We start from the raw sequence: 23,550 nt of genomic DNA on the forward strand, positions 1-23,550 counted from the left end.
AAGAGGCCAGACTTAAAAGTCCGGCCTCTGAATTACCATTAATCATCAAAATGGTAGGCTCGGGCGGTTTCGAACCGCCGACCCCCACCATGTCAAGGTGGTGCTCTACCCCTGAGCTACGAGCCTATACTGGGTATCCCTCTCACGAGGGCGGCGAATCGTATTGATCCCCCCTCATCCGGTCAAGACGCAACAAGCCTTACCCCAGCATTCCCGATCAGTTTCAGACTTTCACGATGCAACTCCCACGCAAACACCCAAAAGGGGTGTGCCTCTTTTTTCAAAGAAGATTTTTCGATTATTGTTTTTCTAAAAAGAAGTTCCACATTAGATCATTGGCGCTGATATCGCGGGTAGATTTCCCGAGACGCTTCATCTTCACCTGCTTGCCAGGCCAGGTGTGACCGCCACCAGTGATTTTATAGACTGCTACTTTGGTCTTTCTATCGCTACTTTTATAAACATAGCGTGTGACTCGCGTACCATCCCGTTTCAAATTTGGCATATAAGTAATCTCGGATCCGGATGAAATGCCATGCGCTTTTACCCATGCTTGAATGGCCTGTTCAACTGGCATGTAATCCATACCGCTGACCGTGTGTTTACCGGTTCCACCCTGATACGGCACATGCGTATCTTTAGTGCCATGAAAATGAATGACTGGCACAGGCGCTTTGATGCTGCCGGAGAGAATCACCATGGTGCCCGCAACCGTTGCAATCGCGGCAATCTTCTCCGGCATTTCTGCTGCAAACCGGAACGCCATCATCGCACCGTTGGAAATGCCAGTCAGATAAACACGTTTTGGATCAGCGTGAAAAGTTGTAACAGCATAATCGATGATATCCCTGATAAAACCGACATCATCCATATTCTGCTTCACAGCATACCCACAACACAGGCCCGCATTCCACGAGGAAAAACGATTGATACGACCTGTGCCATTGGGATAAATAACCATAAAGTCATTCCGATCTTCTGTTTCATTCAGGCCGGTTAATCGAGCCATGGAGCGACCATTACCGGCCCCGCCATGCAGAGCAATCAACAGCGGTCGAGATTCAACTGTTCCATTTACCGGATGATGGACTAGAAATGTTCGATCTGAATTCAGCGTCACACTGTCCAATGCCCCGCACATCACCATTCCGGGTAGAACACCCAGCATCAGAAACATCGCTAACAACTGCAACCTATTCGCCACCCTCATCTCCTGAACGAGATTACGATTCAGTGAATAGCAACCACCATTATGACTATTCAGTAACCCAAAGCCAAATACAGCATAAATGTGATGCAAATCGCATATTGGCATACAAAACCTTCATACAGTTGGGCTTCCTCGGAAGGGAAGGGAGAACACAGTTATGCCAGATCAATACCACCATATGTTTTGCGCCAAAGGAATCTTCATTCTGGGGGCACAACCAAAATGAAACTCATTTCTATTAAACGACTATCTTTGTGTCTGGTCATTCTCGCTCTCTGTTCATGCGGCGTAACAAAAAAACCTCTGCAACCGGTGCTTGAAAAAAGAGTACAAAACATTGAAATCGCCAAGATTGAGACTGGCAACGTTCTGATGATTCAACAGGTTAACCCTGTCATCCTGGCTATGGGCTCTACAGGCCAACTGCTTGATACTGCGATTGTCGCTCAACGCGCTCATGAGTACAAACAGGCTGCAGGACCGGTAAATCAAATGTGTACCGAGATGTTTGAGAAATCACTACTCAAGGCTTTGGCACGAAAAGGAATTGCAGCAAATTCTTCGGGAAAACGCTACTGGGACTATTATAAAGGAAAACAAAAAGAGCAAAATGGGAACATTGGTGCAATTCTAAGGATTGAGCTGAAGAACGTTGGCTTCTGGTCTAGGAGCATGGTTGATGCTTACAGGCCGTCGATTTTAGTCATGGCAGAGCTGATAGAGCCGGGCAGCCGAAAAGTATTATATAGCGATAGCTTTACACTCGGCATTGATATGACCTCTACGAAGGTAATGATGGCCCTCTATGGCGAGATCAACATGCTTCCAGCTCCACGCAATAGCAAATCCTATAAAAGTTTTGCAAAACTGGTAAAAAACCCTGAACAAAGTCGAAATGCACTGCTAAAAACCGTGTCAGCAGCAGCTCGCCATATGGCAAAGGGACTCAATGGCGAGGGGCGGTTTATCGCCAAAACCTATGCGAAAACCGCAGCTCAAGTGCAAATTGCCACATCAAATGATCTGATTGTGAATGTATATAACGCCAGAACCAGAAAAGCTCCCAGCATCAGAAGTCAAATTCTATATAAAGTGAATAAAGGTCACGTTATGACCCAAATGCAAAAAAAGGGAGAGTGGCTTTATGTTCGCCTGGAAAACGGCAAAAAAGCATGGGCTCATCAATCCATCTTCCTGAAACAAGACGAGACCATTATCAACTAACTTCATCAACAACCCAATGGCACGGAAGGAACCAACAGCAAAAGGAGGCGCTACCCTTTTCTAATTCCCCATCCCGTTTGCCAATTGATTACAACAGGGAATCAGGGATATGTAGCTCCTACCACAATGAATTCCAACGACACTTGCTAAGCAATGCCCGCTTAGAGAGGGTTAGAGCATGAAGAGAGTCGCGGCCATATTCACGCTGATCCTTACTTTTGCTCATACTGCAGAGGCAGAAGCGCTCTATAAGTGCAAAGGCCTCGGCATGTTTGATACCCCCATATGGACAAACACCCCCTGTAAAAGCAAGTCAGATATTCTCGAAACAAGAAATCTTCGGGTCTACCCTCCCGTGCAGAAACCAGAAGAAAAACCTGCAGCAAAAGAGCATGGCAATTTAACTGCCGAGAAGGCTGAGAAGCTGATTCAATCCAAGAAACTCGCTGTCGGCATGAGCAGAAAAGATGTCATCCGCTCATGGGGTAAGCCCGATGAGACAGATACTTTGCTAACTGAAAAAGGAAAAAGTGACATCCTGATTTACCACAGAGGCTCGACAAAATCGCAATATGTTTTGATCGATGAACAGGGGCTGCTGACCAACGTAAAATCGGTAAACCCCAATGCCGCCAAGACAGAAAAGAAGCAGGAAAACAAATAAATTCTGATCTTGCTTTACGCGCCCCATTGAACACCCCCTTACTATTAACCATATCTTAGCTTGTTATCGTCGAGTGCTCCCGTATGGTTCGCGCCGAAAAAATATCCAGAAAACAGGGATCCGGTGCAGTTGATGAGAGTTAAACAGATATCTTTATGCTTGGCCCTGATTGTGCTCTGCTCATGCGGCGTGACAAAAAAACCACTGCAGCCGGTTCTGGAAAAAAGAGTCGTAAGTATTGAGATCGCCAAAGTAGAAACTAATAAATCCCTGATGATTCAACAGGTAAATCCAGTTATTCTTGCCATGGGCTCAACCGGCCTGCTACTTGATACAGGCATGCTTATTTTTCGTGCCAGCAAATACAGAGACTCTGCCGGTCCGGTAAATCAAATGTGTAATGAAACATTTGAAAAATCACTACTTAAAGCTCTGTCACAAAAAGGCATACAGACTAAGAGCTCAAAAAGAGCTTACTGGGATTACTACAGAGGCAAACAGAAACAGCTGACCAAAACTATTGATACTATTCTCAAAGTTGAACTGAGAAATGTGGGCTTCTGGTCCAAGGGGCCTTTAGATCCATATAGACCATCTATTTTTGTGTTGGCTGAATTGATCGAGCCATCAACGAGAAAGGTTTTATACAGTGACCGCTTCACCATGGGTATCGACATCACATCACTGCAGGTGATGAAATACCTCTTCGGCGACATCAATATCCTGCCTGAGTTTCGCGAAGCTAAATCCTACAAAACCTTTTCAAAGCTGATCAACAGCCCAGAACAGAGTCGCGAGGCGCTACTCAAGGTTGTGGAGGCCGCAGCATCTCATCTGGCAAAAGGGCTGAACGGAGAAAAAGAATTCATCACCAACACCTATGCAAAATCTTCTGCCCAGATACTGATGGCAACAACAGATAACATGGTCATTGATGTAGAGCATGCCGCTATGCGAAAATCCCCCAACAGCAAGAGCAGAATCTTGCAAAAGCTTAACAAGGGTAACGTTGTGACCAGAATGCAAAAACAGGGCGAATGGGTTTTTGTTCGCCTGCAAGATCGCAGCACAGCTTGGGCACATCAGTCGATGTTCGTGGATGAGCACGGAATAATCTCAGCTGAAACCAATATCAGCAAAACGACCTCTGAGACTAAAACCTCTCAACCCTCCCCTGCTATGGTACAGGCACACTCTGATGTTCAGGTCTTCGAATCACTCTAATAGATAGCAACAACGTCGTAGCTGCGACTGTTGCCTGCGATGGCGACCTCAAATTCATCACCCACGCATTTACCTGTTAATCTCTGTCCTAGTGGAGATCTGGGTGTAATCACTGTGATGGTCAAATCATCATAGATAACTTTCAGACCACCCGCCTCCGAAGCGAGCCACAACAGCTGTCGATTTCCCTGATCATCATCCAGAGTCACCAGTGATGAGAGAGCTACAGTGGATGAAAACTCAACAGGCGTCAGGCGCTTAAAATATTCGAGCGAACGCTCGATCTCCAGTAGACGGGCCCCTTGCCCCTGCGCTAGGTATGAAGCCTCTAAACCCATTGTCTCATATTTACTTGCCCCCAAGCAATCAGCATGGGTCGCTGTGTCACGGGCAATGGCTACCGCCTGCTCAAGCGAGGTGAGATCAAGGCGAAGCTGACCGATAATCAGGGCGAGTATTTCAGATTTGTCTATGTTCATCACGGCTAAAGCTGCATGCATTCTGAGCTTAGTCCAGCAAAGCTACATACTGATCCCCATCATAAATGCGCCGCTGGACTGATCGCCAGCAGCCTCTTCTGAGACAGGAGAGCACCAGACCACGCGACCATAGATTTGAAAGCCGGCCCTGCCAAAATATTTAAAGCCCAACTGAATCTCCTCACCTTCATCCAGAGGAGAACATACTCGCAAGCCAATACCTGTAAATGAGACATCACGTACACTTTCCACATGCAGGTATTGGCCTGAACCGGGATGGAACAGCTCGCCTTTCGACAGCTCAGGGGCAGAGCTGCGCTCTTCTTTACGTTGTTCAACGCCCATAACTGTCCCCCTATAATCAAAGATGCTTCTAATTGATTATAGGAGAAAAAAAACGATCTGGAGGAGATCCCGACCCTTTTTAAACTATGGGATTAGGTTCCTCTTTAAGTGTAACAGGATAATCCATTGAACAGATCAGCATAGACTTTTACTGACAATCTCATAGACATCCCCGGAGATGCCATCGGCATCAGCAATGCGCTGCAACTGGCTGCGCATCAATTCACTGCGCTTTGGCTCCAAACGTTTCCAGTTCATCAATGCACGTACCATACGTGAGGCAATCTGCGGATTGAGTCGATCCAGTGCCAAAACCTGATCGGCCACAAAGCTATAACCACTGCCATCCAGCGCATGAAAGTTCACAGGATTACGCATGGCAAAACTACCAATCACGGCCCGCACCTTGTTCGGATTGCGCAGATCAAATTTAGGATGAGTCATCAGCAATTTTACAGCTGCAAGACTGTCAGGCAACGATGAAGATGCCTGCAGAGCAAACCATTTGTCCATGACATTAGCATCCTCAGACCACTGTTTCTCAAATGAGGCAAGCGCCTGCAGGCGTTCATCACAATCGCAATGGGCCAGTAGCGCCAGTGCGGCATACTGATCCGTCATATTCTCTGCCTGACAAAACTGCTCATAGGCCATTGCAATCGAAGGTTTATCCTTAAGTGAAACCAGATAACTCAGACAGACATTTTTTAGCTGTCGCTGCTGCATAGCGTGATCGTCCAATCCTGAAGCAGGAGACAAGCGGTGGTAATATATTTCAAAATCCTCACGAAGAGATGATGCGATAAAAGAGAGCAACTGCTCACGCACAGCATGAATACGCCCCGGATCTGCCGGAGCACTCGCCTCAGCAATATCGGACTCTGAAGGCAGCATCAGCGCCTCCGCTTTCAGTGCTGCATCAAGCCCTGCATCTCTAAGCAGATGGCCAAAGGCTGTTGCAACAGACGCCTCTGGTTCGTGACCGGCGAGCATGGCCAACAGTGACTGCATCGCCAGCCTTTGCGCTGCAGCCCAGCGGTTAAAGGCATCGCTGTCATGGGCCATCAAAAAGGCATCATCCTCAGCCGAATAGGGGTAATCGAGTTCAACCGGTGCTGAAAAACCACGCAACAGTGACGGCAGTGGCCTCTTTGCCACATGAATGAAGGTGAAGGATTGGCTTTGTTCAGTTATCAAAAGCGCGCGGCTCTCCCCTTGCGGCTCGCTCTCACCCTCCAGTTGTAACGGTTGCGGCGATCCATCCGGCAGCAGCAGACCAAGTGTGAGTGGAATAAGCAACGGTTTTTTCTCTATCGCTTCCGGTGTTGCAGGAGAGGACTGAGCGCAGTGCATGGTGCAGCACTGCTCCTGTTCATTATATTCCATGCGTACTGAAAGCCGTGGCGTTCCGGCCTGATCATACCAGGTCTGCATTTGGGAAAGATCTCTGCCGTTGGCATCGCCCATAGCCGCAAGGAAATCCTCGGTGCTGACAGCCTGCCCGTCATGGCGTTTAAAATAGAGATCCATACCACGCCGGAACCCATCCACACCCAACAGACTCTGGTAGAGGCGCACCACCTCCGCCCCCTTCTCATAGACCGTCACCGTATAGAAATTATTAATTTCCATATAGGAAGCCGGACGAATCGGATGCGCCATCGGACTGGCATCCTCGGCAAACTGGTGGCTGCGCAGCAGGCGCACATCCTCGATGCGTTTCACCGCATGCGAGTGGTGATCGGCAGTGAACTCCTGATCACGGAATACCGTCAGCCCCTCTTTCAGACTGAGCTGAAACCAATCACGGCAGGTCACTCTGTTACCTGTCCAGTTATGAAAATATTCATGGCCGATCACCGCTTCAATGGCGATATAATCATCATCAGTTGCAGTTTCAGGCGTGGCAAAGACCAGTCGCGAATTGAAGATGTTTAACCCCTTGTTCTCCATCGCCCCCATATTGAAATCATCCACGGCAACGATCATGAACAGATCAAGATCGTACTCCAGACCAAAGCGCTGCTCATCCCATGTCATCGCCCGTTTCAGGGATGCCATAGCGTGGTCACAGTGGTCAACATGGTGAGCCTCTGTATAGATGCGTAAAGCCACATCACGCCCTGAAGCCGTCTGATAACAGTCCTGCACACAGGCCAGATCTCCCGCCACCAGAGCAAACAGGTAACAGGGTTTGGCAAATGGATCAGACCATTCAGCCCAGTGCAGACCACCCGCCAGTTCCCCTGCAGCTGTCGGATTACCATTGGAGAGCAGCACTGGATTTGTCTGCTTATCAGCCACAATGCGAACATCAAAGGGTGCCATTACATCGGGTCGATCCTGATAGAAGGTGATACGGCGAAAACCCTCTGCCTCACACTGGGTGCAGTAGTTGCCACCGGAGCGGTAGAGCCCTTCAAGAGCGCTGTTGGCCTCGGGATTTATGCGGGTGGTAATCTCCAGTTCAAAGATGTCGGGAAGATCACTCAACCGCAAACCCTGCTCACTGAGAAGATAAACCTCTGGCTCCAGTAGCAACCCATCCAGTCGAATCGTGATCAATTGCATGCCAAAACCATCGAGATCCAATGGCAAACAGGTGGCGGCTAAATTATTACGACGATATTTCACCCTGCTCACCACTTCAGTAGCAGAGGGATGCAGCGTAAAATCGAGCGCCACATGATCAACCAGAAATGGGGGTGCTTGATAATCTTTCAGATATACGGTTTGTGGCTGAGTCATGAATACCATCCCTGAATAAGTTCGGGGCAGACTAGAGGCTGTTCAGGCAAAACCCAAACGACATACGCTACTGTTTCAGTGGATTAACAAAAACGGGTGCCAAGAAGGCTTTAACTACAGTCTGACACCCAACATGAATAAAGATGCCTCGTCTTCAGAGAGTTCACTGGCTGCTGGAGCACACCAGATCACCCGGCCATACATCTGAATATGACTTCTACCATATTTAAAACCGAGACGAATTTTTTCGCCCTGCTCCAGAAATGTATCCACCATCAAACCTATACCATCGATGGAAACATCACGCACGCTTTTGACTCTCAGGTACTGACCGGAATTGGGATGGTAGAGCTCTCCCTTAGACAGTTCTCTGGCTGCAAAGCGCTCATCCTTTCGCTGTTCGGCTGACACAATCATCCTCCTGATTCATGAAACGACCTAATGTTGTATCTATTATAGAACAAAAAATGGAAAAATGTGCAAATTCATAAATCAGAATATCGAAAAACTTACTTATCCGGCAGTGATGGCATTGAACAGCGTCACATTCAGCGCTGATTGATCTTCCTGAAGATAGATGCCCACCCGAAAAGCAGCAGACTCATTATCACTCCCGGCTGCCGTGACCGAACTCCAGACCACCGTTCCATGAACCTCAATGGCCGTTGTTCCACGTTGATAACTCAAGCTAATTCGACAGCCATTATCGAGCCTTCTGTCGAGTTGCAGCCCAATACCAAAGGGCGAGATATCCTGCACCTTTAGAATATTTACGGGATGACCATTGCTATAGATGGATAGTTTAGACCCACTCGGAAACTCCAAGGCACGTCTACCATTACTTCGGCGTTCACTGCTCAATTCAAGCCTCCTTCACTTCACCAGCATTCATGCATGCCTTTGTGGAATAGATTCAATCCTATTTTTTGATTATAACAGATATTCTCAATTCTGCTCGCAATTGCAGTAGTTCTTAAGTTAATAGTGACAGAATTTCCGGCATAGCGTCCGGCAGATGATCAAAGCGGTGCGAGCCGCCTGCAAAGAGAGATACCCGAGATTCACTGCCGTAACGGGTGATAGCTTTTCTGTAATCGAGCAGCTCATCACCCTTATCAAGAAGCAGTAGTGATGGCGCCTCGGGTTTACACATCGATTCACTCAAGCCAATGAGTGCTTCGGCATCATCGCGATCCATAACAAAGCTTTCACCCGTCGCATAATTCACATTCTCACCCATAGCTGAATCGATCAGATCACGCACATCAGCCAGTGGATTAATCAGCACAGCAGGCCAACAGTGTTTGCCACCATAACAGGCAGCAAAGAATCCACCCAGCGAGGTGCCAATCAGGCAGACCTTTTGATCCGCAAGCTTGCCGAGGTAGTTATCCAGAAAGGTGATCGCCTGACTTGGATTATTCGGCAGATCGGGAGAGATGAACTCAAACTCACTGCTGGAAAACTGTTCACGCAGCCAGTGGCTTTTACTACTGTTTCCTGAACTGGCAAAACCGTGCAGATAGATCACCTTCATATCGTCTCCCCCTTCATCTTCTTGGCTGAACACTCTGGTGAGCATATCAAAAGAGGCAACAGAGATCTCGGAAAGTGACGGATGCAGAAGGTATAAGAAAGATAAAAGGAAGCCGCCTGCCTGCCCATTGAACTTTTCAGACAGGCGACTGAGATCAGTATAGCAAAGATTCAGCCAAAATGTGAAATTCCAACATCAAGGTGCGCCAAAGCAGCAATCCGATATACTGCCCCGCTCTTATGACTGGTGATTCTCAAACGATAAATGAGCTGTTCGGCAAGCTTGAGCATTGCATGCTTGTGGATCGTCGCGGCCTCTCAAAAAAACTGCATGGACTCTCTCACCGACTGAAACAGAGAAAACCGATTGACCTGTCACTAGCCAAACTAACCAAAGAGATTGAGCGCTCCACGCACTGTTATCAACAACGCCAAAGCAACCAGCCACAACCCACTTATCCGGAAGAGCTGCCTGTCTCAGGCAAACGTCATGAGATTGCTGAACTCATCAGGGCGCATCAGGTAGTGATCATCGCCGGTGAAACCGGTTCGGGAAAAACCACCCAGATCCCGAAAATCTGCCTGGAGTTGGGACGCGGTATCGCAGGCCAGATCGGCCATACCCAGCCACGTCGTATCGCCGCCCGCTCGGTGGCCACCCGAATTGCCCAGGAGCTAGGTGGCAAGGTCGGTGAATGTGTCGGTTATAAGGTGCGCTTCTCTGATCAAACCAAGAAGAGCAGTTACATTAAATTGATGACTGACGGAATCCTGCTGGCCGAGATTCAAGGGGATCCGCTGCTTCTGGCCTATGACACCATCATCATCGATGAGGCGCATGAGCGCAGCCTGAATATCGACTTCCTGCTCGGCTTTCTACAGCAACTATTACCCAAACGGCGCGATCTGAAGGTAATCATCACCTCGGCTACGATCAATACAGAACGCTTCTCCGAATTCTTTCACAAAGCACCGATCATTGAGGTTTCCGGACGCAGTTATCCTGTTGATATTCACTATCGACCCATTGAAGGGGACGAGGATGACCGGGATCGTGACCTGCCACAGGCCATTGTTGATGCGGTGGATGAAGCGGCAATAGTAGATCCGCTGGGTGATATCCTCGTCTTTCTGCCGGGTGAGCGAGAGATACGTGAGGCCACTGAGGCGCTGCATCAGCACGCCATGACCAACACCGAGGTGATTCCCCTGCTCTCCCGCCTCTCACCTGCCGAACAGGACAAGGTTTTTCAAAGCCACAGAGGGCGCCGCATCGTGCTGGCAACCAATGTGGCAGAAACCTCACTGACCGTGCCCGGCATCCGCTTTGTGATCGATTCCGGTCTTGCCCGCATCAGCCGGTACTCTGCGCGCACCAAGGTGCAGAGACTGCCGATTGAGCCTATTTCACAGGCCTCGGCCAACCAGCGCTCTGGTCGCTGTGGCCGTATTGCTGCAGGCATCTGCATCCGCCTCTACTCCGAGGAGAGTTTTAACAATCGTCCCGCCCAGACCGACCCGGAGATTCGTCGCACCAATCTGGCCAGTGTGATCTTGCAGATGAGCAATCTTAACCTGGGTGAACTGAGCAGTTATCCATTTATGGATGCGCCGGAGAAGAAGGCAATTGCTGATGGATATCTGCTACTGGAGGAGTTGCAGGCGGTTGATAACCAGAAGAAACTGACCCCGATTGGCAGAAAGCTTGTACGACTACCGGTCGATCCGCGCATTGGCCGCATGCTTCTGCAGGCTGATAACGAACGCTCACTGCATGAGCTGCTGATTATCGCTTCAGCCCTCTCGGTGCAGGATCCGCGCACCAGACCCATGGACAAACAGCAGCAGGCCGATGAGAAGCACAGGCTGTTTGCCGACCCGACATCCGATCTTCTGAGCTGGTTAAAACTGTGGAACTGGTATCATGAGCAGGCGCGTCACCTCTCCCGTTCAAAACTGCGCAAGCTCTGTCATGATCGTTTTCTCTCATATATCAGACTGCGTGAATGGCACGACCTCCACGGACAGCTGCTGGCCATCGTGCGCGAGATGAAGATGACGCCAAACCGCGAAGCGGCCAAACCCGATGAGATTCATCGTGCCCTGCTGGCCGGACTGTTAAGTCATGTCGGCCTCTATGATCAGGAGAAGCGCAACTATATGGGTTCGCGCAATCTCCGTTTCTCTATCTTCCCAGGCTCATCGCTGTTTAAAAAACCACCGAAATGGGTGCTCTGCGGCGAGCTTGTTGAAACCACCCGCCTTTATGGTCGCTCAGCTGCAGCCATCAATCCGGCATGGCTGGAGGAGCTTGCCCCCCACCTGATCAAAAAGAGTTACAGCGAACCGCACTGGTCGAGCAAGCGAGCCCAGGTTGCCGCCTATGAGAAGGTAAGCCTCTATGGCCTACCCATCATCGGCAGGCGCCTTATCCACTATGGGCCAATTGATCCTGAGATTTCCCGTGAGATGTTTATTCGCCATGCTCTGGTGCAGTTCGAGTATCGCAGCCATGGCAAGTTTTTCAGCCATAATCAGCGTCTTATCAATGAACTCGAGAAACTTGAGGCTAAATCACGACGCCGCGATCTGCTGGCCGAGGAGCAGGTAGCATTCGACTTCTTCGATGCCATCATTCCCGAGAGCGTTTATAGCGGCAAACTGTTCGAGCAGTGGCGTAAACAGGTAGAGCAGAAGAACCCGAAGATTCTCTACCTTGATAAAAAGGATCTACTGCACAGTGATGCCAAAGCCATCAACAGCAATCTTTTCCCCGATTTTTACCGGGATGGGAAACTGAAACTCAAGTATAGCTATCACTTTGATCCGACTCACAAAGCCGATGGTGTGACACTGGTCGTGCCGTTGCCGGTGCTCGGCCAGCTTGATGCTACCCGATTCGAGTGGCTGGTACCGGGTATGCTGGAAGAGAAGCTGACCTTGCTGATCAAAAGCCTGCCCAAAGCAACACGGCGCAACTTCGTACCTGCGCCGCAGTTTGCTCAAGCCGCGATGGAGAGCATGGCCTTCGCTAAGGAAGAGCTTCTGGAATCATTTTCGCAACAGCTTGAACGCATGACCGGCATTAAACCGCATCGGGGTGAGTGGAATATCGAAGCCATGCCATCGCACCTGCGTATGAAATTCAAAGTCACCGGTGAAAGTGGCAAAACTATCGAGATTGGCAGCGACCTCAGAGTGCTGCAAACCAAACATGCAGAAAATAGCCGCCAGAGCCTGCAGGCCATCGATACGGTGCAGAAGCTGGAGCGAGATGGCATTACCCGCTGGGATTTCGGCGATCTGCCGGAGTCGCTGACCACGACACGCCAGCGGCTGCAGCTACAGCTCTTTCCAGCCCTGCAAGATAACGGACAGAGTGTTGCCATCCGGATCTTTGAGAGTCGCCACGAAGCTGCACAGGTGATGCGTAAGGGTTTGAGAAAACTATTGATGTTACATCTGCACCAACAGGTGGAGATGCTCAAAAAGAACACGCCGCAACTGCAAAAGCTGGCACTGCGTTATGCCCTGATCGGTGATCCGGTCACACTCAAAGATGAACTGATTCAGACCGCCTTTGATGAAATCTTCATGGCCGATCCTCTGCCGCGCACAACATCCGAATTTCAGGAGCGGCTGGACAGGGGGCGTCCTCGCATCGTGGCAGAGGCGACCAAACTAGCTGATGCTGTCAGTGCGGCACTTACCAGCCACACTGATCTGCTCACTGCGCTTGATGCGGTACGCTCGCCACAACTGCAGCTCGTTGCCAGTGATATCAGATGCCAGATGGAGAGGCTCGTCTATCCGGGTTTTATCGCTGCGACACCTGGCCACTGGCTTACCCAGCTTCCCCGCTTCATTGAAGCTGCATCTATTCGCCTTGGCAAAGCTGGCCGCAATCTTAAACAGGACAGCCAGAACAATGCGGCCGTCGAACAGCTCTGGGTGCAATATGCTGCCCGTCGTGAGGTGTTACTAAAGCTGCAGGAGAACAAGGAAGCCATCGATGAATTTCGCTGGTTACTTGAAGAGTTGCGTGTATCGTTTTTTGCACAGGAGCTAAAGACATCGACCCCTGTTTCACTCAAAAAAATGGAGTCACTCTGGCAGGCTCTGCGCTAGAAAAAACCACGCATTTCAGTTGGTCACCACCATCTGACTCAAAGTGATACGGCAGGTCAGCTTCTGCTTCCCAGCTGCATTGAAAGGTCGTAGAATGCCTTCACTCCGTACCTGTTACTTCATATCCAATGCGATGACTTATATGACCCCATACCCCCCCGAACATCTGCTGCACGTCCTGCACGAGCATCAGCAACAGTTCCTCTATATCTCTGATCAGGCCATCTGTGAGATTGCGTCCCGCCTGAAACTGCCACGTGCTCAAGTGGAGGCTGTCACCGAATTCTACGCCTTCTTTCACCGTGCACCGCGCGGGCGCTTTGATATTCTATTCAGTAACTGCACCAGCTGTGGTGATCAGAAACTGATGCAACAGCTATGCGACAGACTTGAGGTTAGCGTTGACCAGACACGTAGTGATGGCCTGATCTCCATCGGCCAAACCTCCTGCATCGGCATGTGTGATCATGGCGCTTCCGCACTGGTCAATGGTCTTACCATTACATCGCTCTCTGAACAGATTATTGAAGAGATGGCCAGCCTGATCGAATCAGAGACTCCTGTTTCAGCATGGCCAACCAGCTGGTTCCAGATCGGCAACAACATCCGCAAAGAGGGGCTACTGTTAACCGAATCGCTTGAAGCCGGCGCGGCCCTGAAAGCTATAGCCGGGCGCAGCAGTGATGAGATCCTCAATGAAATCACCGCTTCAGGTCTGAAAGGACGTGGCGGAGCAGGCTTCTCCACCGGCCTGAAATGGAAACTCTGCCGTGATGCAGATAGTGATCTCCGTTATGTTGTCTGCAATGCCGATGAGGGCGAACCGGGCACATTTAAAGATCGCATCCTGCTCAACAGCCATGCCGACACCCTTTTTGAAGGCATGACCATCTGTGGACAGGTCATCGGAGCAACACAGGGTTATCTCTATCTGCGCGGCGAATACCGTTATATGCTGGATGCGCTGCAGGCCACACTGCAGAGCAGGCATGAAGCTGGCCTGTTGGGCAGCAATATTCTTGGCTCCGGTTTTGATTTCGACATCTCCATTGTGGTGGGTGCAGGTGCCTATATCTGCGGTGAAGAGTCTGCGCTGATCGAATCAATTGAAGAGAAACCGGGCATTCCACGCATTCGGCCACCATTCCCGGTCACAAGCGGCCTGTGGGGTAAACCGACCGTCGTCAATAACGTAGAGACCTTGGTTGCAGCTGCCAGAATCGCACTGCATGGGCACCAGTGGTTTGAAACCAGTGGCACCTGGCAATCCAAGGGCAGTAAACTGCTCTCGGTTTCAGGTGACTGCGCGCGCCCCGGCATCTACGAATATCCATTCGGCACTACCGTTCAGCAGATTCTCGATGATGCAGGCGCAGAAAATGTACAGGCCGTGCAGGTCGGTGGCCCGGCTGGCCGTCTGATCGGAGAAGATCACTTCTCGAATCACATCGCCTTTGAGGATATCGCTACCGGTGGCTCGTTTATGATCTTTGATAAGTCACACGACCTGTTAGAGGTGATTAGTAATTTCACCCATTTCTTTGCCCATGAAAGCTGTGGTTTCTGTACCCCGTGCCGGGTTGGCACAAGACTGCTGAAAAATGGTCTGGATAAAATTTGCAGTGGACATGGTACTGCCCATGATCTCGATGAGTTGCAGCGCACTGCCGCACTTGTATCCCGCCGCTCACACTGCGGCCTCGGCATGACTGCACCCAATCCGGTTCGTGACGGCATAAAATCATTCCCTCAGCTATTTGAAGCGAAACTACTACACAAAGAGATGGAACCGGAATTCAACCTTGACGCTTCGCTGGAAGAGGCCAGATCCCTCACAAACCGTGACGATGCGGAGGCTCACTTATGAACAGAACCTTGAACCACGAAGTACACGAAGCTCACGAAGAATGGAATAATCATTCATTCCCTGAACTTCTTCGTGCTCTTCGTGTCCTCTGTGGTAAATCGGGTAAAACAAAATGACTACAATCAAAATCGATGGCATCGAAGTTCCCTTTAAAGAGGGACAGACGATTATGGATGCAGCCCTTGCCGCTGATATCTATATCCCCCACCTCTGCCACAAACCCGGCCTCTCTCCGCATGGTAGCTGCAAACTATGCACAGTGGATGTGAATGGCCGTGCCGTCTCCTCATGTACCATGCCTGCAGAAGAAGGACAGGAGATTGAAAACAATACAGCAGCTCTCAATGAGACGCGGAAAACCATCACCCAGATGCTGTTTATTGAAGGCAATCACCTCTGCCCGTCATGTGAGAAAACCGGCGACTGCACACTGCAGGCGATCGGTTATCACCTGGGCATGCTTGATGGTCACTTTCCACAGTTTTACCCCCGTCGCGAGGTGGATGCCTCACATGGCTCACTGGTGCTTGATCGTGATCGCTGCATCGTCTGTGAACTCTGCGTGCGCGCCAGCCGCGAGTGTGATGGCAAGGATGTTTTTGCCATCTCAGGCCGTGGCAGCAATCGCCATCTGATCGTTAATTCACCAACCGGAAGGCTGGCCGATTCCGATATTGAACTTGATGATATGGCTGCCCATATCTGCCCGGTCGGCGCCATTCTGATCAAAGATCACGGTTATGAGGTGCCGATTGGTCGGCGCACCTTCGATCTGCATTCGGTCGCCGAAACTGATCTGGACGAGCTCATTCTGAAAAAGACGACCCATCACGATGAAGCAGATGAATCTGCTGAAAAAGAGGGAGGTGTTTACGGTGTCTGATTCATCACCAAAGGTACGCGTTGCCACCACCTCGCTGGCCGGCTGCTTCGGCTGCCATATGTCTTTCCTCGATATGGATGAACGCATTGTCGGATTGCTGGAACATGTTGAATTCAGCCGCTCTCCCATCAACGATATCAAACATTGCGAACCGTGTGATATCGGTCTGATTGAGGGGGCACTCTGTAATGCCGATAATGTGCATGTGCTTAAAGAGTTTCGTGACAACTGCAAGATCATCATCGCCGTAGGCGCCTGTGCCATCAATGGCGGTGTACCTGCCATGCGCAACCACTTCACCCTCAAAGAGTGCCTTGAAGAGGCATTCCTTGATGAGATCGGCGTGGATAATCCGCATATTCCCAACGATGTTGAGATCCCCCTGCTTCTGAACAAGGTGCACCCGATCCACGAGGTGGTGAAGGTGGACTACTATCTTCCGGGCTGTCCGCCCTCGGCTGATGCCTTTTTAAAGATTCTGACCGATCTGCTGGAAGGCAGAGAACCAAGCCTGCCCAAAGAGATGCTACATTATGATTAATATATTGAACCACGAAGCACGCGAAGATCACGAAGGATTAAAGAGTAACTACACGATCACTCACGGTTGCGGTCAGAATTCCTTTCGAGTTCTTCGTGACCTTCGTGGTAGATCGGTTTTGACTTTCAGGGAGTTCAGATGAGCGAGAACGAAAATCTCAGACGTGTCGCAGTTGATCCGGTTACCCGCGTTGAAGGGCACGGAAAAATAACCCTGCTGCTGGATGATGCGAATCATGTGCGCGAAGCGCGTTTTCATATCGTTGAGTTCCGTGGCTTTGAAAAGTTCATTCAAGGGCGTCCCTACTGGGAAGTTCCCTACTTTGTGCAGCGCCTGTGCGGCATCTGCCCGGTATCCCACCATCTGGCAGCAGCCAAAGCGGTTGACCAACTGGTTGGTGTGGATGAGCTGACGCCAACGGCAACCAAGCTGCGCAAACTGCTGCATTTCGGTCAGACACTGCAGAGCCATGCCTTGCACTTCTTCCACCTCTCCTCGCCTGATCTGCTATTTGGTTTCGGCAGCAATCTTGAGCATCGCAATATCGTTGGTGTCATTGAAGACTTTCCTGATCTGGCGCTGAAAGGGGTAAGACTGCGTAAATATGGTCAGCAGGTGATTGAGGTTATCTCCGGCAAACGTGTACATGGCGCAGCCACTGTTCCCGGCGGCGTTAACAAAGGACTCACTATTGATGAACGCGACCGCCTGCTTGCTGATATCAATGATGTTCTGATCTGGGCACAGGATGCGGTAGCGCTGAATGAGAAGATTCATACTGAACATCCCGAGAACCACGCTTTTGGTCGTTTGAACAGCAACTACCTGAGTATGGTTGGCGGCAAAGGCGAACTGGAGCTCTATCATGGCGGCCTGCGTGCCAGCCGACCAGATGGCTCGCCAATCTTTGATCAGTTCGACTATCGTGGTTACTACAACATTATCCGCGAAGAGGTACGTTCATGGAGTTACATGAAGTTCCCCTACCTCACCGAACTGGGTCGCGATGACGGCTGGTACCGTGTTGGCCCGCTGGCACGCGTAAACAATTGTGATTTCATCTCTACACCACTGGCTGAAGCAGCACGCAAAAGCTTTGTTGCATTTGGCGGCGGTGGTTACGTGCATGATACACTCGCCTATCACTGGGCCCGTATGATTGAGGTGCTGCACTCGGCTGAATCGATTCATGAGCTGCTGCTTGATCCCGAAATCCTCGGCAGTGATCTGGTGGTGAAAGGTGAGAAACGCGAGGAAGGTATTGGCGTTATTGAAGCACCACGCGGCACCCTTTTCCACCACTACAAGGTCAATGAGGATGGTACGATCAAAAAAGCCAACCTCATCGTCTCCACCACCAGCAATAATCAGGCGATGAACGAATCGGTGCGTTCAGTAGCCAACGAGTATCTGGATGGTAACGAGATTACCGAAGGGCTACTGAATCATCTGGAAGTCGCCATTCGCGCTTATGACCCATGCCTCTCCTGCGCGACACATGCGCTGGGCAAGATGCCACTGGAGATCGAGCTTCAGGACAGTGATGGCAAGGCAGTAGACCGCATCGAAAAAGGTTCAAACGGCAGTATCACCCGTACGCTTTGACCATGCCAAAGATTCTCATATTAGGTTACGGCAACCCCGGCCGAGGCGATGATGCGCTGGGCCCGGAGCTTGTTGAATCTATACAAGCGCTAGGATTAGCTGATATCGAATGCCAGCATGATATGCAGCTACAGGTTGAGTATGTCACCGACCTGCAGGGGCGCGAGCTGATCCTGTTCGCTGATGCCGATGCCTCCTGTCCTGGGCCATTCCACTTCTCTGAGATTTCTGCAGAGAAGGATGACAGCTACACCTCTCACGCCATGACCCCGCATTCCGTTCTGTATGCTTATAATAAGGTATTTGGCACAGATGCACCGCCAGCCTTCCTGCTGCGCATTCGCGGCTACCGGTTTGAACTTGGTGAATCCCTGAGTGAAGAGGCATCAGCCAACCTCGATGCCGCGACATCATTCGCACGAATACTATGCAGCAACCCAATTCTTACAAATTGGCGAAAAGGCTGAACTACGCTAAGGGGCTCACTCTCCTGTATTAACAATCCAGACAGTTTCATGAATCTGGTTTCTGTTTACCATTGAAGAAGCAGTAGCTATTTCGCTCTCTTTTGGCGTGATACATCGCACTGTCTGCATGTTTGAGAAGCGTCTCTCTATCTTCCCCATCCTCAGGATAAATGGCGATCCCTATGCTACATCCTATTTTGCAGTGCTCCCCGCTTAATTCAAACGGCTCCAGCAGGGATTTAAGAATATTATTTGCTACGAGCTCTACGCATCCGGGAGGACGCTTTGTTTCAGTAAGGATGACAGTGAATTCATCGCCTCCCAGACGTGCCACCGTATCGGATTTTCGTACACAGCCCAGCAACCGGTTTGCGGTTTGTCGTAGTAGAAGATCGCCCATATCGTGGCCTAGTGTATCGTTGATCTCCTTAAAATGATCCAGATCGAGAAAGAAAAGAGCAAAACCACTTCGTTGCCGATTTGCCATCGCCAAAATCTGATCCAGCCGATCATAAAACAGTGAGCGATTAGGAAGGCCCGTGAGCATATCGATATGGGCCAGTTGATCGAGTTCCTGCTCAGCCAACTTGCGTTCAATGACGATCGCCAGCGTGTCAGCGACGTTTTTCAGGTATCCTTCTTCCTCCTCATCCCTCTCATGACCCACTTCAACATAGGCATTAAGCACACCGAGCAGCTTGTGTTCTGAGATAATCGGAATGCAGTAGTGTCCATGCGGCTGAATTCCGTCGTACCTTATCTCATGCTGCTCATTGAGGTGATTGAAAAACACGATTTCACGTGTAGCGGCTGCTTTGCCACAGAGGCATTTACCAAACGGCAGCAGGGCACAGGATTGCATCAATGAATCAGGAAGGTTGCGTTGCGCCACCATCTCCAGATTCTCCTCGCCTTGAATAGTTAGAAAAATGGCCCCCTTGTTCTGCATCGAAAACACTGACATCGACAGCACTGCATCTAGCGACTTGAGCAGCACCTCTTTCATGGTCAATGGTGGCAGAGAGATATTCAGCATCTCATCAAGCACTCGCTGAATATTCAGCGCCAACTCGACCCGTTTTACCCGCAATTCATTGGCCTCCTGTAGCTCTCGTCGGGCACTAGTCAACTCCTGCTCAAACCTGCCCAGAACCACCCAAAAAAGGGCAAACAGAGACCAGCTGATCACTGCAGAAAGTGCAAAGAACCAATACATTTCTGCTTTTGAACTCTCCATAATGGCTGTCATATCATGCAGCATCACCAGAGAGGCCACGCCACGACCACCGGCATCATCGATCAGAATAGTCGCAGACCAGTAGTTCTGCCCGTCCATGCCAATATCATCCCTGACTTGATCAGCCCCACCTGATCGACCCCGATCTACACGATTGAGCAACGTAGTGGGAAGCTGATCTAGGCTCTGGGAAACAATCACCGATGAAGAGAGCATCTGCCAGTCAAATGACCGGCCCAACATGCGCATGCCCTCTTCCCAATTACGCTGCACCAGATACTGTTTGTCGATCAGCAGTAGCAACTCAACATTGAACATGTGGTGGGTCTGCTCAATGATGCGATCAATCTCCTGCCCCAGTTCGATATAACCGATCAGTTGCCCTTTCTCGAAAACCGGAAGTACGGAACGCAACGTAAAGGTACCCAGCGGCCCAAGCTCTAGTCCAGAGAAGAGAGAGCCACTTTTCTCAGCGCCCAGTGCTGTAAAGCGGTTAATCACATCGCCATATTTCTCGGGTTTATGCACGCGCAGAATATTTCTTCGCGCTGCATCATGAAAATAGAAGTGGGTGATATTGTCCTGCTTATTCAGGCGCTCATAGAGGGGGGAAGCAAGCACCAGCAACTGTTGACGATCCGCTGATTTCAGGGCTGCAACCAGCTGACTATCGCGCGCAATAAAATCGAGGCTGGTGGCCATCGCATCGCTTTTGCTCTTGAGTGCTGATTGCAGATGACTCTGTAACGATTCGGCCTGTTGCTGCACAGCTTCATGACGTTGACGGGTCTCAACAGTGTTGAGGAAATAGCCAGCAATGGCGAATATGACCCAACCCACAATAAAAAGGGGCAGTAGAATGCGTCTTTTCAGGCTAACCGAACGTGTCACCTATTAAGACCCTCCATAAGAGGCAGGAAAACACCTCATGACTCAATCAGCATAGTGGAATCCTCCATGCATCACAATATTTCCACACAAACTGCGCAACAAGCTTATAGAAGGAGAACCTACTCTGCTCTTGAAGGTTTATGCTGATTGATGCTCTCATCCGGTTTCTCAATACCGCAGAATGAGCAGTAATTACTCTCCCGCTCAATGGAAGCGTGGCAGCTACGGCAGTGAACACGCTCATAAATCCGCGTTGCTTCAAAGATTCGCGATGAGATCAGGCCGGTAACGATGGCAAATAGTACAATGCCGACAATCATGGCCGCTCCGGCAACCATCCGTCCGGCCAGTGTGTGTGTCACATAATCGCCATAACCCACCGTCGACATGGTCACCAGTGACCACCAGACGCCATCAAAGGCGGAATCAAAATTCTCAGGCTCAACCAGATAGATGACGTTACCACCGATCAGGGTCAGCAGAATAATCCCCGAAATGAGCATCACGATAATCATCATGCTTTTACTCAGCGAGCTGAGAAGCACCTGCACATCTCTGGTGTAGCGGATCAGTTTTAGCATACGGAACAGTGATATCGTTCTCACTAAGCGAAGTGCAAAGGTTTCATTTGAGCCGAACAGGAACATTGGAAGGATTGCAGCCAGATCGATAAGTCCGTAAAAACTGAACATATATTTCAGCCGGTTTGGCGCGGAGAATATTCGTATCAGATACTCAACCAGAAATATTGAAGCAAACATATACTCAGCTACTTTGATGGCATCACGGTACTCATCAGGCAGCGCTTTGACTGTAATCAGCATCGAGCAGATCACAGAAACAATAATCAGCGATACCAGCGTCAGATTTACATATTTTGCAACCCTTGAATCTACGTCGTTGAGGTAACCTTCAAGTTTTAGCCGCAGACTTCCAGGATTTGATTGAGAATCACTATGCTTACCCATGCCTAAACCACCCTCCATTGTAGTGAATCTCTTCACTTTCGATAAAGTACCATGAAAAGTCAAAAGATTGAATGGCGTTTACCATGAAAGAAGCAGAAAACTCTCATATGAAAGAATTTTTTTATTTGGAAATCCTTCAGTACCATCTCAAGCCATTCCCGATTAACATATCGCCCGTCATTCGTTGATTCGGTTATCCGAATCCCTCCGAGACTAAAGTAATTAGTGATAAAGAGAGAGTTAATATGGGAAGAGCGTATCAGAACCGTAAGGAATCCATGGCCAAGACTGCGGGCGCCAAAACCAAGGTCTACTCCAAATATGGCAGGGAGATCTATGTCTGCGCCAAAAATGGTGGCGATGATCCCAATGGCAACCTCTCACTGCGTCGTTTGATGGATAATGCCAAGAAAGATCAGGTGCCAAGCCATGTGATTGAACGCGCCCTGGAAAAAGCACGTGGTAGTGGCGGCGAAGATTATGCCACTGCCCGTTATGAGGGATTTGGCCCTGCCGGCTGCATGGTGATTGTCGATTGTCTGACAGACAATGGCACCCGCACATACAATGATGTCCGTGTCTGCTTTAATAAAAATGGTTCCAAGCTTGGCGGCCCGGGCACAGTGGCTCACATGTTTGATCATCAGGCTGTGTTCGTCTTTAAAGGTGATGATGAAGATGAAGTGCTGGAGACACTGATGATGGCAGATATTGATGTCACCGATATCGAAAGCGAAGATGGCATGATCACGGTGCTGGCTCCCCACACCGAATTTTTCAAGATCAAAACAGCCTTGAGCGAAGCGATGCCCGGCATTGAGTTTGAAGTGGATGATATCTCTTATGAGCCGCAAACCACCGTTAGTCTCACTGGTGACGATGTTGAAATATTTGAGCAGCTACTTGATGCGCTGAATGATAATGATGATGTACAGAAGGTTTATCACAACGCCGAATTGGAAGCGTAACCACCTCTGGTTAATATCTACCAGGAAAGGCCTCGGAGATATCCGGGGCCTTTTTTTATACAGTCTGGGACACACTGCCGACCCCATCTAAAATAGGTGTATTTTTTCCGCCTTCCTGACCGATATTGGCAGGGAGTATCCTGACGCGTCGGCGGGGAGGCCCTCCGTCATATTATCTAAGGAGATCAACATGAAAAAAGCACTGTTTGTTGCAGCCGCGGCTGCATTCGTAATGGGTGGTGTAATGACTGCCGAAGCCAGCGCGCTGGGTAAATGTAAGGCATGTCATAACTTCGATACCTCCAAGAAAGTCGGTCCTGGCCTGAAAGGCGTAGCAGGCGGCCCACAAGGTAGCGTTGATGGTTTCAGCTATGGTTCATATCTGGAGTCTCAGAAAGCTGCCGGCGCAGTATGGGATGATGCATCTCTGGAAGCATGGCTTTGCGAATCTAAAAATGTTGCCAAAGCTGCTGGTGGCAAGTCTAAAATGCCTAACCAGAAAGTATGTGGTGATAAAGCTAAAGCAGCAGTTGCAGAGCTGAAAGCACTGTAATCAACATAATAA

The 23,550-nt window shown here is 49.8% G+C and carries 20 protein-coding genes and 1 tRNA gene; 11 read left to right on the forward strand and 10 right to left on the reverse strand.

All coding sequences use genetic code 11. From position 1 onward, the window contains the following. Positions 1-51 precede the first annotated feature (51 nt). A tRNA-Val gene (locus F3F96_RS02890) sits at positions 52-126 on the reverse strand. A gap of 172 nt (positions 127-298) precedes the next feature. Beyond that, a complete protein-coding gene (locus F3F96_RS02895; RefSeq protein ID WP_176961768.1) occupies positions 299-1,177 on the reverse strand; it encodes a PHB depolymerase family esterase in 879 nt (292 codons plus the stop codon). Positions 1,178-1,432: 255 nt separating this feature from the next. Between F3F96_RS02895 and F3F96_RS02900 the strand changes: the two genes are divergently transcribed. From F3F96_RS02900 to F3F96_RS12680, 3 genes are all read left to right on the forward strand, one after another. After that, positions 1,433-2,434: an SH3 domain-containing protein gene (locus F3F96_RS02900; RefSeq protein ID WP_176961769.1), complete on the forward strand. Its 1,002-nt coding sequence runs from the start codon at positions 1,433-1,435 to the stop codon at positions 2,432-2,434. A gap of 178 nt (positions 2,435-2,612) precedes the next feature. Further along, positions 2,613-3,098, forward strand: coding sequence for a hypothetical protein (locus F3F96_RS02905; RefSeq protein WP_176961770.1), 486 nt, complete (start codon positions 2,613-2,615; stop codon positions 3,096-3,098). 189 nt (positions 3,099-3,287) lie between these two features. Beyond that, on the forward strand, positions 3,288-4,322 hold the full coding sequence (locus F3F96_RS12680) for an SH3 domain-containing protein (RefSeq protein WP_176961771.1): 1,035 nt from the start codon (positions 3,288-3,290) through the stop codon (positions 4,320-4,322). Here the strand turns inward: F3F96_RS12680 and F3F96_RS02915 are convergent. The 6 genes from F3F96_RS02915 to F3F96_RS02940 all read right to left on the reverse strand — a co-directional run bounded on the left by F3F96_RS02915 (position 4,319) and on the right by F3F96_RS02940 (position 9,431). After that, the gene (locus tag F3F96_RS02915) at positions 4,319-4,801 is read right to left on the reverse strand and encodes a GreA/GreB family elongation factor (RefSeq protein ID WP_186338886.1); all 483 of its coding nucleotides are present in this window, start codon (positions 4,799-4,801) and stop codon (positions 4,319-4,321) included. The genes F3F96_RS12680 and F3F96_RS02915 overlap by 4 nt on opposite strands. A 42-nt stretch (positions 4,802-4,843) precedes the next feature. After that, complete coding sequence (locus tag F3F96_RS02920; RefSeq protein ID WP_176961773.1) at positions 4,844-5,146, reverse strand: PilZ domain-containing protein; 303 nt, start codon at positions 5,144-5,146, stop codon at positions 4,844-4,846. A gap of 135 nt (positions 5,147-5,281) precedes the next feature. Further along, positions 5,282-7,894: an aminopeptidase N gene (gene pepN, locus F3F96_RS02925; protein ID WP_206675263.1), complete on the reverse strand. Its 2,613-nt coding sequence runs from the start codon at positions 7,892-7,894 to the stop codon at positions 5,282-5,284. A 114-nt stretch (positions 7,895-8,008) separates the two neighbouring features. After that, positions 8,009-8,305, reverse strand: a complete 297-nt coding sequence (locus F3F96_RS02930; RefSeq protein WP_176961775.1) for a PilZ domain-containing protein — start codon at positions 8,303-8,305, stop codon at positions 8,009-8,011. A gap of 102 nt (positions 8,306-8,407) precedes the next feature. After that, on the reverse strand, positions 8,408-8,755 hold the full coding sequence (locus F3F96_RS02935) for a PilZ domain-containing protein (protein WP_176961776.1): 348 nt from the start codon (positions 8,753-8,755) through the stop codon (positions 8,408-8,410). A gap of 112 nt (positions 8,756-8,867) precedes the next feature. Next, on the reverse strand, positions 8,868-9,431 hold the full coding sequence (locus tag F3F96_RS02940) for a YqiA/YcfP family alpha/beta fold hydrolase (RefSeq protein ID WP_176961777.1): 564 nt from the start codon (positions 9,429-9,431) through the stop codon (positions 8,868-8,870). A gap of 239 nt (positions 9,432-9,670) precedes the next feature. Between F3F96_RS02940 and hrpA the strand changes: the two genes are divergently transcribed. The 6 genes from hrpA (at position 9,671) to F3F96_RS02970 (ending at position 18,921) form a co-directional block, all read left to right on the forward strand. Further along, a complete protein-coding gene (hrpA, locus tag F3F96_RS02945) occupies positions 9,671-13,558 on the forward strand; it encodes an ATP-dependent RNA helicase HrpA (protein ID WP_206675264.1) in 3,888 nt (1,295 codons plus the stop codon). 142 nt (positions 13,559-13,700) lie between these two features. Then, positions 13,701-15,425, forward strand: coding sequence for an NADH-ubiquinone oxidoreductase-F iron-sulfur binding region domain-containing protein (locus tag F3F96_RS02950; RefSeq protein ID WP_241697628.1), 1,725 nt, complete (start codon positions 13,701-13,703; stop codon positions 15,423-15,425). A 112-nt stretch (positions 15,426-15,537) separates the two neighbouring features. Next, positions 15,538-16,308, forward strand: a complete 771-nt coding sequence (locus tag F3F96_RS02955) for a 2Fe-2S iron-sulfur cluster-binding protein (RefSeq protein WP_176961778.1) — start codon at positions 15,538-15,540, stop codon at positions 16,306-16,308. Beyond that, entirely contained in the window at positions 16,301-16,849 is a 549-nt protein-coding gene (locus tag F3F96_RS02960) for an NADP oxidoreductase (protein ID WP_370465488.1), read from the forward strand. Before F3F96_RS02955 ends, F3F96_RS02960 begins: the two co-directional genes overlap by 8 nt. 138 nt (positions 16,850-16,987) lie before the next feature. After that, complete coding sequence (locus F3F96_RS02965) at positions 16,988-18,454, forward strand: Ni/Fe hydrogenase subunit alpha (protein ID WP_176961779.1); 1,467 nt, start codon at positions 16,988-16,990, stop codon at positions 18,452-18,454. 2 nt (positions 18,455-18,456) lie between these two features. Further along, on the forward strand, positions 18,457-18,921 hold the full coding sequence (locus tag F3F96_RS02970; RefSeq protein WP_176961780.1) for a hydrogenase maturation protease: 465 nt from the start codon (positions 18,457-18,459) through the stop codon (positions 18,919-18,921). A gap of 46 nt (positions 18,922-18,967) precedes the next feature. Here F3F96_RS02970 and F3F96_RS02975 read toward each other — a convergent pair whose 3' ends face one another. Beyond that, positions 18,968-21,049: a diguanylate cyclase domain-containing protein gene (locus F3F96_RS02975; RefSeq protein ID WP_176961781.1), complete on the reverse strand. Its 2,082-nt coding sequence runs from the start codon at positions 21,047-21,049 to the stop codon at positions 18,968-18,970. 119 nt (positions 21,050-21,168) lie between these two features. Further along, positions 21,169-22,017 carry an ion transporter gene (locus F3F96_RS02980; RefSeq protein WP_176961782.1) on the reverse strand — a complete coding sequence of 283 codons (849 nt, stop codon included), beginning with the start codon at positions 22,015-22,017 and terminating at the stop codon, positions 21,169-21,171. Between the two features lie 245 nt (positions 22,018-22,262). On the opposite strand from F3F96_RS02980, the gene F3F96_RS02985 reads away from it, so the two are divergent. Together F3F96_RS02985 and F3F96_RS02990 are read left to right on the forward strand one after the other, a co-directional pair. Further along, positions 22,263-22,985: a YebC/PmpR family DNA-binding transcriptional regulator gene (locus F3F96_RS02985; RefSeq protein ID WP_176961783.1), complete on the forward strand. Its 723-nt coding sequence runs from the start codon at positions 22,263-22,265 to the stop codon at positions 22,983-22,985. Positions 22,986-23,175: 190 nt separating this feature from the next. Then, complete coding sequence (locus F3F96_RS02990) at positions 23,176-23,538, forward strand: cytochrome c family protein (protein WP_176961784.1); 363 nt, start codon at positions 23,176-23,178, stop codon at positions 23,536-23,538. Positions 23,539-23,550 lie beyond the last annotated feature (12 nt).

Origin of the sequence: Mariprofundus sp. NF, from assembly GCF_013387455.1 — a bacterium.
In the GTDB taxonomy this organism is placed as follows: Bacteria; Pseudomonadota; Zetaproteobacteria; order Mariprofundales; family Mariprofundaceae; genus Mariprofundus.